The organism is Gallibacterium genomosp. 1 (genome assembly GCF_001678575.1).
GTDB lineage: Bacteria > Pseudomonadota > Gammaproteobacteria > Enterobacterales > Pasteurellaceae > Gallibacterium.
Genome location: NZ_JTJP01000047.1, coordinates 58,357 through 68,879, shown reverse-complemented (window position 1 = coordinate 68,879; position 10,523 = coordinate 58,357). Strand labels below are relative to the sequence as shown.

At 39.0% G+C, this 10,523-nt stretch carries 11 protein-coding genes; 10 read left to right on the top strand and 1 reads right to left on the bottom strand.

What is annotated here, in order from left to right; all coding sequences use genetic code 11:
- Window positions 1-67 precede the first annotated feature (67 nt).
- Complete coding sequence (locus QV04_RS09085) at window positions 68-886, bottom strand: 5'-nucleotidase, lipoprotein e(P4) family (RefSeq protein ID WP_065233404.1); 819 nt, start codon at window positions 884-886, stop codon at window positions 68-70.
- Window positions 887-1,059: 173 nt separating this feature from the next.
- Here QV04_RS09085 and QV04_RS09080 point away from each other — a divergent pair, with 173 nt between their 5' ends.
- The 10 genes from QV04_RS09080 (at window position 1,060) to rlmKL (ending at window position 10,521) form a co-directional block, all read left to right on the top strand.
- Window positions 1,060-1,644, top strand: a complete 585-nt coding sequence (locus QV04_RS09080) for a LemA family protein (protein WP_013744919.1) — start codon at window positions 1,060-1,062, stop codon at window positions 1,642-1,644.
- Between the two features lie 12 nt (window positions 1,645-1,656).
- The gene (locus QV04_RS09075) at window positions 1,657-2,094 is read left to right on the top strand and encodes a TPM domain-containing protein (protein ID WP_039136645.1); all 438 of its coding nucleotides are present in this window, start codon (window positions 1,657-1,659) and stop codon (window positions 2,092-2,094) included.
- Window positions 2,091-2,840 (top strand): TPM domain-containing protein, encoded by a 750-nt coding sequence (locus QV04_RS09070; protein ID WP_065233403.1) that lies wholly within the window; start codon window positions 2,091-2,093, stop codon window positions 2,838-2,840. Before QV04_RS09075 ends, QV04_RS09070 begins: the two co-directional genes overlap by 4 nt.
- Window positions 2,841-2,922: 82 nt before the next feature.
- Entirely contained in the window at window positions 2,923-3,261 is a 339-nt protein-coding gene (grxD, locus tag QV04_RS09065) for a Grx4 family monothiol glutaredoxin (RefSeq protein ID WP_039136641.1), read from the top strand.
- A gap of 95 nt (window positions 3,262-3,356) precedes the next feature.
- On the top strand, window positions 3,357-4,010 hold the full coding sequence (locus tag QV04_RS09060; protein WP_065233402.1) for a histidine phosphatase family protein: 654 nt from the start codon (window positions 3,357-3,359) through the stop codon (window positions 4,008-4,010).
- A gap of 180 nt (window positions 4,011-4,190) precedes the next feature.
- A complete protein-coding gene (locus QV04_RS09055) occupies window positions 4,191-4,706 on the top strand; it encodes a CvpA family protein (protein ID WP_021461723.1) in 516 nt (171 codons plus the stop codon).
- Window positions 4,707-4,821: 115 nt separating this feature from the next.
- Window positions 4,822-6,336, top strand: coding sequence for an amidophosphoribosyltransferase (purF, locus tag QV04_RS09050; RefSeq protein WP_039170793.1), 1,515 nt, complete (start codon window positions 4,822-4,824; stop codon window positions 6,334-6,336).
- Between the two features lie 114 nt (window positions 6,337-6,450).
- The gene (gene mltA / locus QV04_RS09045) at window positions 6,451-7,548 is read left to right on the top strand and encodes a murein transglycosylase A (protein WP_065233401.1); all 1,098 of its coding nucleotides are present in this window, start codon (window positions 6,451-6,453) and stop codon (window positions 7,546-7,548) included.
- Complete coding sequence (gene tcdA, locus QV04_RS09040; protein WP_039136630.1) at window positions 7,548-8,321, top strand: tRNA cyclic N6-threonylcarbamoyladenosine(37) synthase TcdA; 774 nt, start codon at window positions 7,548-7,550, stop codon at window positions 8,319-8,321. The genes mltA and tcdA overlap by 1 nt, the downstream gene beginning before the upstream one ends.
- Window positions 8,322-8,385: 64 nt before the next feature.
- On the top strand, window positions 8,386-10,521 hold the full coding sequence (rlmKL, locus tag QV04_RS09035; protein WP_039170790.1) for a bifunctional 23S rRNA (guanine(2069)-N(7))-methyltransferase RlmK/23S rRNA (guanine(2445)-N(2))-methyltransferase RlmL: 2,136 nt from the start codon (window positions 8,386-8,388) through the stop codon (window positions 10,519-10,521).
- Window positions 10,522-10,523: the final 2 nt, after the last annotated feature.

Below are 10,523 nucleotides of genomic sequence, written 5' to 3'. Positions count from 1 at the left end.
CAACAAAATTGTCCACATGACATAGTTTTTGATAGATCAGCAACAATTTTGTCTACTATGCCAAAAATTATTTACCATCCCACGCTTTTAATGCTGCATCACGAATTTTGAGCTTTTCAGAAGCAGATTTTTTGAAATAGTCAGGGGCTAAACCGCTCTCCCAGTCACCGTAATTCGGGTTCGGCAATACAATATACTGCTTACCGAATTTGCTTTCATTTTCGGCAACAAATTGACGGCGTTCCGCATTCGGTTTGTGATAAGTTGCATCACCGTAGTCATTAAGGTTGTCACCGACATACATAACGATTTCATAGCCCATTTTTTCGATTTCGGCAAAACGTGCTGATTTTGCAGATTTATCTTTTTTCAATAATAGGGTTTTATCATTGACCCCTGTGAACCCGAGGCGTTTCATATCATCAATGGTAGCTACTTTTTCATTACTGTCTTTACGGTTTGAGACATAGAACATTGTACCGCCGTGGCTGTTCACATAATTAGCGAATTCCACTGCACCGGGAACGGCAGCACTTTGGCGAGCATTTACCCATTTTGTCCACACTTTACTGCTGTAAGGCTGTAAATTTTTTGCCTGCCAAGCGGCGTGAGCACTGTTATCGATTAATGTTTCATCCAAATCGGAAACCACCGCTTTTTTCTTACCTTTGTGTACTTTGGCTTTATCAAAGCTGATTTTTGCAATATTAAAGGCTTGGTATGCCAATGCTTGATATTCGCCGGATTGTTGTACCCAGTTAACTGCAAAAGTGGTTTGATCAACCAAACGTTGAGCCGCCTGTTGTTCCGTATTTTGTTGGGTGCTACAAGCAGATAAAGCCAATGCTGCAGAAATAGCCAAAATACTCAATTTTAATGTTCTCATTGTTCTCTCCTTGACGTTTTTTATGATAATGAGGTTTAGTATTTTACTCTAATCTTGTTTTATAATTAGCGAGGAATTTGTGACATAGCTCACAAAATCTATGATTAGTTGCTATTATTGCGACTTATTTGGTTATGATGAGTCGAATTATTTATCCATTTAATGAGGAAATTATGAAAAAAAGTACCTTAATTGTTATTTTAGTTGCAATTGTGCTTGGCTTTACCGTGATGGGAAGTTACAACGGATTAGTACAGGCGGAAGAGGATATTGATTCTGTTTGGGCGAATGTAGAATCACAATATCAACGTCGTGCCGATTTAATCCCGAATTTAGTGAATACGGTAAAAGGTCAGGCAAATTTTGAGAAAGAAACGCTAACCGGTGTGGTAGAAGCGCGTGCGAAAGCAACCCAGATAAAAATTGATCCTGCCAATATGACAGCAGAACAGTTAGCGCAATTCCAAGCGCAACAAAATCAAGTCGGTTCAGCGTTGTCTCGTTTATTGGCAACAGTTGAAAATTATCCGCAATTAAAAGCCAATGAAGGCTTTTTAACATTGCAAACCCAATTGGAAGGCACTGAAAATCGAATTAATGTTGCGCGTAATAACTTCAATGAAGCGGCTAAAAGTTACAATAAAAAAATTCGTACATTCCCAACAAAATTGGTGGCAATGTTATTCGGTTTTAATGAAAAACCTTATTTCAAAGCAGATGCCGGCGCCGAAAAAGCACCTGTAGTCAATTTTAATTAATTAGGAACAGTGATGTCATTATTTAGCCAACCTATTCAAAAATCGGTGATCGAACAGGCGATTGCCGATTTGGAAAAGAAAACATCGGCAGAATTACGCGTTTATGTTGAACGAAAAAAATCGGATGCAGGTCGGAGTGCATTGCAGCAGGCAACATTTCTATTTCAGCAGTTGGAAATGGAAAAAACAGCATTACGTAATGGGGTGTTGATTTATCTTGCTTTGCAATCTAAACAGTGTGCGATTGTTGGCGATCAGGGAATAGATCAATATGTTGAGGCAGATTTCTGGAAGCGTGCTTGTGATTTGATTGTCGAGCAGGCAAAACAGAAACAATATACCCAAGGAATTGTTAATGCGATAGCAATGATTGGCGAGCGTTTGGCTCAATATTTCCCTTATCAAGAAGATGATAAAAATGAATTACCGAATGAAGTGGTGATTAAATGAAAAAATATGCTTTTTGTCTGTTCTTTTGTCTATTTTTCATTAAATTTGCCTTTGCCACGAGTTATCCGCCACCGCCGCAACCATTTCGGTATTTGAATGATTACACGCATACTTTGACCGAAAAACAGCAACAAACAATTGAGCAACAGCTGATTAACTATAGTCAGAAAACTAGCTCACAAATTGCAGTGGTGATGATTCCGTCAACCAATGGTATTGAGATTGCTGATTATGCGTTTACGCTTGGTGATCGTTGGGGAATTGGCAGAAAACAGCTTAATAATGGCGTATTGATGCTGATTGCTAAAAATGATCGCAAAATTTTTATTGCAACTGGGCAAGGCTTGGAAGGTGCGTTGCCAGATGCTTTTTTAGGTAAAGTGATTAGGCAGGTTATTACGCCGGCTTTTCGTGAAAATCGCTATGCTACTGGTATTGCACAAGGGCTAAATTATATTATGGCAGCGAGTCAGGGAGAGTTTAAACCTGAACAACTGCAAGAGCCGGAACGTCACGATTATATTCCTTTGTTGATGGTGGCATTTTTCTTTTTAGTAGTATTTTTAAGTGAGTACCATAAACGTAAAACTTATATCAGCCCTCGTTCCCGTCATTATCGACCGGGTAATATTTATATCGGTGGCGATCCGTTTGATCATCACAATGGCGGTGGTTTTGGCGGCGGAAACAGCGGTGGTTTCGGTGGCGGTGGCTTTGGTGGTGGCGGTGCTGGTGGCAGTTGGTAACCAATATGAGTGAGATTGGTTTATAGTGATGCTTATGTTACAATCCCGTCACTTTTTATCCCATTTTAATTGAGGTCAAATAATGGAAACTATTGAAAGAATTAAACAACAAATTAGTGAAAATCCTATTCTTATCTATATGAAAGGTTCACCAAAATTCCCATCTTGCGGATTTTCGGCGAGAGCGGTGGAGGTGTTGATGAATTGCCAAGTGCCTTTCGGCTATGTTGATATTTTGCAACATCCTGATATTCGTGCTGAGCTACCAAAATATGCAAATTGGCCAACTTTCCCACAACTTTGGGTAGAAGGTGAATTAATCGGCGGTTGCGATATTATGTTGGAAATGTTCCAAAAAGGCGAATTACAATCGCTATTAAAGGAAACAGCGGCTAAACACGCTGAAAGTGAACAAGCTTAATTTTATTTTGCCCTCTAAATGATGAGGGCAATTTTTTATCTGCAAGGCATAAAAAATGGTTATGCTTGCTATTTTAAATTTAAATAGGGAAAACAATGCAAAAAAATCTGACTTTCTACTTTTTACGTCACGGACGTACAGAATGGAATGAAAAGGGGTTACTTCAAGGGCAGGGCAATTCGGCATTAACGGAAGCAGGTGTTGTTGGGGCATTGGCTGCTGGCAAGGCATTAGAACAGGTACCTTTTGTGGCGGCTTATTCTAGTTGTTTACAACGAACCATTGACACCGCGCGTTACGTGATAGGAACGCGACCAATTCCATTGTTTCAACATCAAGGATTAAATGAGCAGTTTTTTGGAAAATGGGAAGGTATTCAAATTGATGAAATTCGTGCTTCGCAAGCATTCCAAAATTTAGTCAAATATCCGAAAGCGTATGATCAAAATATTGAGCAGTATAATCAAGGTGAGCCGTTTGCAAAATTGGCTGAACGATCATATAAAGCGATTCAGGATATTATTCAAGTGCATCAACAAGGTAATATTTTGATTGTTTCTCACGGACATACATTACGGTTATTGTTGTCGTTATTAGGTGGGCATCGTTGGCAGGATCACCGTAAGGACGGTGTGAGTGTGAGTTTGGCAAATTGCAGTATCAGTATTTTTAATTATCAACAATTAGCAGAGCAACAATCGTTTCAATTAGTGCAAATGAATGGCACGGATCACTTACCACAAGTGTAAATAGCAAAAATTGATCGCTGATTCTAAGTGTAAAAATTCATCTGCCGGCTATTTTTAATGCGGTAAAAATGATAAAAGCGATCAATTTGGAGAAAGTTGAAGAATTCCCATAATTAGCACTACGCAAACGTGTTCTTTTTTTGTAGAATATACGCCGTTTTACGCCACAGAGAGTTTACAATGATCGATTATATTATTATTGGCATTATTTCTTTTTCGATAATTATTAGCTTATTTCGTGGATTTGTTCGAGAAGTTTTATCTTTAGCCAGTTGGTTGATAGCTTTTTTTATCTCCAGTCATTTTTATCCTTACTTAGCCGCGTTTTTCCAGCAAATAGAATCAGAATATCTACGCAATGGTACGGCAATTGTTATTCTTTTTATTGTTACATTAATTGTTTGTAGTTTAATCAATTACATTATTTCAAAACTGGTTGAAAAGACAGGATTAAGTGGTACGGATCGCGTTCTGGGTGCGTGTTTCGGCTTATTACGAGGGGTATTGATTATTGCAGCAATGTTGTTCTTTTTGGATACCTTTACGAATTTCAGTCAGAGTGAATGGTGGAAAGCATCAAAATTGATTCCACATTTCGGATTTGTGGTTGATTGGTTTTTCCACCAGTTACAGCTTCACTCAAGTTTCATTAAAATTTCGTTCGTGACTGAAAGCCTACCGTTCACGGTGGTATAACGGTTTCACTTGGAAAGTTTTGCTTTTTCCAAGTCAGAGCAGTTCATAGCACAATGTTTATCGTTGTTCTGTGGATTGAAAATAACTAACTTACTTCATCATAGAGGAAAAAATAATGTGCGGTATCGTGGGAATTTTGGGGTATTCAACTGTTAATCAATCAATTTATGATGCGTTAATCGTATTACAACATCGTGGACAGGATGCCGCAGGAATTGTAACCGTAGATGAGGAAAACCGTTTTCGTTTGCGTAAAGCGAACGGTTTAGTAAGTGATGTGATTCAACAAAAACATATGTTGCGTTTGCAAGGTTGTGCCGGTTTGGGGCACGTTCGCTATCCGACTGCTGGTAGTTCAAGTGTTTCAGAGGCGCAACCTTTTTATGTTAATTCACCTTACGGACTGACTTTGGTGCATAACGGCAATTTAACTAATGCCGATAAGTTGAAAGAAAAATTATTTCGCCTTGCCCGTCGACACGTTAATACCAATTCCGATTCAGAATTATTACTCAATATTTTGGCGTATCATCTAGAACAAATTAATAAACACGATTTAGATGAAGACGATATTTTTTATGCTATTCAGCGTACACACAAAGATATTCGAGGTGGCTATGCTTGTGTAGCAATGGTAATTGGTCACGGAATGATCGCTTTCCGTGATCCATTCGGTATTCGACCTTTGGTTTTAGGTAAGCGTGAAGATCAGGGAAAAACAGAATATATGTTTGCATCCGAAACAGTGGCTCTGGATGCGGTAGGGTTTGAATTTGTGCGTGATGTTAATCCGGGTGAAGCGATTTATGTAACATTTGATGGCAAACTTTATTCAAAACAGTGTGCAGACAATGCAAAATTATCACCTTGTATTTTTGAGTTCGTCTATTTTGCTCGTCCTGATTCTTATATTGATGGCGTTTCTGTTTATGCAGCTCGAGTGCATATGGGGGAATATCTCGGACGTAAAATTGCTACCGAATGGAGTGATATTTTGGCGGATATTGATGTGATTATTCCTGTACCAGAAACCTCTAATGATATTGCGTTGCGAATTGCTAATGTGTTGAATAAACCGTATCGTCAAGGCTTTGTGAAAAACCGTTATGTTGGTCGTACTTTTATTATGCCGGGACAAACACAGCGCCGTAATTCGGTAAAACGTAAATTGAATACTATTTCTTCTGAATTTAAAGGAAAAAATGTGTTATTGGTGGATGACTCTATCGTGCGCGGTACGACTTCTGAACAAATTGTGGAAATGGCAAGAGCAGCAGGAGCGAATAAAGTTTATTTTGCTTCGGCAGCGCCGGAAATTCGTTATCCGAATGTTTATGGTATTGATATGCCAACATCACACGAATTGATAGCTTATGGACATACTGTTGATGAAATTGCAAAATTGATCGGTGTTGATAAATTGATTTATCAGGATCTTTCTGCGTTGGAACAATCTGTACGCCAAGAAAATCCGGCAATCGAAAGTTTTGATGACTCTGTGTTTACCGGTGAATATATTACTGGTGATATTACGCAAGAATATTTAGATAAAATTGCACAAATGCGTAGTGATGGCAGTAAAAAACGTCAGGAAAGTGAAGCAAGTAATTTAGAAATTTATAATGAATAGGATTGTGGATTAAGTTTCTGCGTTCCCATTTTGTCAAACTCCTCAGTGGTTTAGCTACTAAGGAGTTTTTCTATCTATATAGTTGATCTATTTTTGAGAAAGGTTATAACAAAAATGATAAAAAATATAAAGAAATTGACTGTAACTGCTATGGTATCTTTAATTTTGGTTGGTTGTTCATCTTCACAACAACATAGCGCTTCTGGAAGTAATAATAGAACATCTTATGAGCAGTTAGGTGCAGTTTATAAAGGCCGAACTTTTATGCGAATGCCACTAACTTCAGTTGGGATAGTGGAAAATCAAAGTGCAGTGGTTAATCAAGGCGATTTCCTAACGCAATTAAGCATTATCTCCAGTACATCGCCTCGATTGAGTGCAAAATATCAATCTACTTATGAGAAGGTAACAAATTGGGTTTTAGCTGGTGCGGATGTATCGCAACTTAATCAGTTTGGTATTGGCATTCAAAAAATGGCAGGGCAGGACGGTTATCAAAACGTGTTGATGACAGGGTATTATTCACCAGTTATTCACGCTCGTCGTTCACCACAAGGTAAATATCAGCACCCAATTTATGCAATGCCAAAATATAAACGTTTTTCTCGGTCGCAAATTTATGCTGGTGCGTTAAAAGGGAAAGGCTTGGAGCTGGCTTATAGCGATTCTATGCTAGATAACTTTTTGTTAGGTGTTCAAGGCAGTGGGTATATTGATTTCGGTGAAAATAATCTTAACTATTTTGCTTATGCTGGGCAAAATGGTTTCCCTTATACCAGTGTCGGTCGTCTGTTAGTTGAAGATGGCGAAATCCCGAAAGAAAAAATGTCGGTACAGGCAATTAAAGATTGGGCAGCACGCAATCCAAATCGTTTGCAAGGATTGTTAGAGCGAAATCTCTCTTATGTTTTTTTCAAGAATGTGCCGAATGGCAAAGTTAAAGGTTCTGCCGGTATTCCACTAGTGCCGTTAGCTTCTGTTGCTTCAGATCGTAGCTTAATTCCTTCAGGCAGCGTATTATTAGTGGAAATGCCAGAAATTGATAACGATGGAAATTGGATTGGAAAACATCAATTGCGATTAATGGTGGCATTGGATGTCGGTGGAGCGGTGAAAGGACAACATTTTGACCTTTATCAAGGTATAGGTGATAGAGCAGGACATATTGCCGGATTATTAAAACATTATGGACGAGTTTGGGTATTGAATTAATGGCAAGAGTAGATAATTTTGAACAGCGATTCGGCGGCATTGGCAGATTATATGGTGAGCAGGCGTTACAGCGATTACGTCAGGCACATATTTGTGTAGTCGGGATTGGTGGTGTTGGTTCTTGGGCTGTGGAAGCATTAGCTCGTTCTGGAATCGGTAAATTGACGTTGATAGATATGGATGATATTTGCGTGACTAACATTAATCGTCAAATTCACGCTTTGACTGAAACGGTTGGTCAGCTAAAAACGGAAGTGATGAAATTACGTGCATTATCGATTAATCCGCAAATTGAGGTAGAAATTATTGATGATTTTTTAACGGAAGAGAATATCGACCGATATTTGAATCATAATTATGATTATGTGATTGATGCAATTGACAGTGTTAAAGTTAAAGCGGCGTTGTTAGCTTATTGTAAACGCCAGAAAATTAAAGTGATAACTACTGGTGGTGCAGGTGGTCAGACCGACCCGAGTCAAATTCAAATCAAGGATTTAAGTCGGACTATTCAAGATCCGTTAGCCGCAAAAGTGCGTTATTTATTGCGTAAACAGTATGGATTTACGGACAATCCTCAGCGAAAATTCGGTATTGATTGTGTTTTTTCTACTCAACCACTTATTTTCCCACAAGTCGGTACGGAATGTAGTGCGTCAGCTACGATGAATTGTAGTAACGGCTTTGGAGCGGCAACAATGATTACCGCCACATTCGGTTTTTTTGCCGTTTCAAGAGTGATTGAAAAATTGCTACAAAAGAAAATTGATTAGTTTGTTATAATCTCAACTAAAGATCTCCCCCATTAAATAGAAATTAAATATAGAAATAAAAATAATGAATCAGCTATTTGCTACCACAGCTCGTGGTTTTGAAGAATTATTAAAAAATGAGTTGGAACAACTTGGTGCAGCGCAGTGTAAAATTGCACAAGGTGGCGTACATTATCAGGCGGATGATGAAACGCTTTATCGCACATTGTTGTGGAGTCGATTAAGTTCTCGAATTTTATATCCATTATTTACCGCAAAAATTTATGATGATGCCGATTTATATGCGGCTACCGTTAGTTTTGCGTGGCAACAACATTTTTCGGCACAAGACAGTTTTGTCGTCGATTTTAATGGCACTAATCAGGCGATTCGACATACACAATATGGGGCAATGCGTATTAAAGATGGCATTGTCGATTACTTTACCCGTCAAGGTGAACCGCGACCACAAGTGGATAAAGATTATCCGGATATTCGTATTCACGCTTATTTAAATCGTGAACAGTTGACGGTTTCTCTTGATTTAAGCGGTGAGGCGTTACATTTGCGCGGTTATCGTAGTGATAGCGGTGCTGCGCCGTTAAGAGAAACATTGGCGGCAGCCATTGTTATTCGTTCCGGTTGGCAGATCGGTACGCCGTTACTTGATCCAATGTGCGGTTCAGGCACATTGCTAATTGAAGCAGCACAGATGGCAGCTCAAATTGCACCACAGCTCAATCGTTTACATTGGGGCTTTAATCATTGGAAAAAACATCAGATACACGTATGGCAACGAGTAAAAGAGCAGGCGTTAGCACAAGCGGAGCAAGGGCGTTCGCAATCTAAATTGAGTTTTTTCGGGCGTGATTGTGATCAAAAAGTATTGCTGAAAGCAAAACAGAATGCTGAAAATGCCGGTGTTGCGGAATTTATTGATTTTCAAGTAGCAGATGTTGCAGATTTAGTGGCGCCAACCACAGAAGTCGGTACGGTTATTTGTAATCCGCCATATGGAGAGCGTTTGGGGACAACGCCGACCTTAATTGCCCTCTATTCTTTGTTTGGACAGCGTTTAAAACAGCATTTTTCCGGTTGGAAAGCGTCTATTTTTAGCGGTGAAGTCAGTTTATTAGACTGTTTACGTTTGCGTTCATCTCGTCAGTTCAAAGCGAAAAACGGTCCATTGGATTGTGTGCAAAAAAATTATCTGATTTCTCATCTTGATCGTGATCACGAACAGCGCTCTACACTAGAAGTGAATCAATCCGCAAATGTTGCACCCGATTTCAGTAATCGTTTAAGTAAAAACATCAAGAAAATTGAAAAATGGGCGCAGCAACAAGGTTTAGATGCTTATCGTTTATATGATGCGGATTTACCGGAATACAATTTAGCGGTGGATCGTTATGCGGATTATATTGTGATTCAAGAGTATGCACCACCGAAGAATATTGATCCGCAAAAAGCTCGCCAGCGGTTGTTGGATGCGGTAACGGCAACTCTGACTGTAACCGGAGTGGCAACTGACCACTTGGTGTTGAAAGTGCGTCAAAAGCAAAAAGGCAGCAGTCAATATGAAAAATTAGCCAATAAAGGCGATTATTTTTTTGTGCAGGAATATGGCGCTAAATTGTGGGTGAATTTAACTGACTATCTGGATACAGGGTTGTTTTTAGATCACCGTTTAACACGCAAGATGGTTGGCGAAATGGCAAAAGGAAAAGATTTCTTGAATTTATTTGCTTATACTGGTTCTTGTTCAGTACACGCTATTTTAGGTGGGGCTAAATCTAGTACAACTGTTGATATGTCAAATACTTATCTCAACTGGGCAGAACAAAATTTTATTTTGAATGAGATCAAAGGTAAACAGCATAAGTTGATTCAAGCGGATTGTTTGCAATGGCTAGACAAAGCGACAGGGCAGTATGATTTAATTTTTGTCGACCCACCGACATTTTCCAATTCGAAACGAATGGAAAATAGTTGGGATGTGCAGCGGGATCACCTAATGTTGTTGGCAAAATTGAGTAAATTATTGCGCAAACAGGGTACGATTATTTTTTCCAATAATAAACGTGGCTTTAAGATGGATTTTGACGGCTTAGCAGCTTTGGGTTTAACGGCAGAAAATATTTCAGAAAAAACGTTACCGTTGGATTTCCAACGTAATCCGCAAATTCATAATTGTTGGCGTATCACTTTTGAGCAAGAGTAATT

Bases quoted from the DNA above. Each gene is read 5' to 3' on its own strand.
- mltA (WP_065233401.1), top strand. From the start codon at position 6,451: ATGATAAAAAATATAAAGAAATTGACTGTAACTGCTATGGTATCTTTA.
- QV04_RS09070 (WP_065233403.1), top strand. From the start codon at position 2,091: ATGAAAAAATATGCTTTTTGTCTGTTCTTTTGTCTATTTTTCATTAAA.
- QV04_RS09075 (WP_039136645.1), top strand. From the start codon at position 1,657: ATGTCATTATTTAGCCAACCTATTCAAAAATCGGTGATCGAACAGGCG.
- purF (WP_039170793.1), top strand. From the start codon at position 4,822: ATGTGCGGTATCGTGGGAATTTTGGGGTATTCAACTGTTAATCAATCA.
- QV04_RS09080 (WP_013744919.1), top strand. From the start codon at position 1,060: ATGAAAAAAAGTACCTTAATTGTTATTTTAGTTGCAATTGTGCTTGGC.
- QV04_RS09085 (WP_065233404.1), bottom strand. From the start codon at position 886: ATGAGAACATTAAAATTGAGTATTTTGGCTATTTCTGCAGCATTGGCT.
- grxD (WP_039136641.1), top strand. From the start codon at position 2,923: ATGGAAACTATTGAAAGAATTAAACAACAAATTAGTGAAAATCCTATT.
- tcdA (WP_039136630.1), top strand. From the start codon at position 7,548: ATGGCAAGAGTAGATAATTTTGAACAGCGATTCGGCGGCATTGGCAGA.
- rlmKL (WP_039170790.1), top strand. From the start codon at position 8,386: ATGAATCAGCTATTTGCTACCACAGCTCGTGGTTTTGAAGAATTATTA.
- QV04_RS09060 (WP_065233402.1), top strand. From the start codon at position 3,357: ATGCAAAAAAATCTGACTTTCTACTTTTTACGTCACGGACGTACAGAA.
- QV04_RS09055 (WP_021461723.1), top strand. From the start codon at position 4,191: ATGATCGATTATATTATTATTGGCATTATTTCTTTTTCGATAATTATT.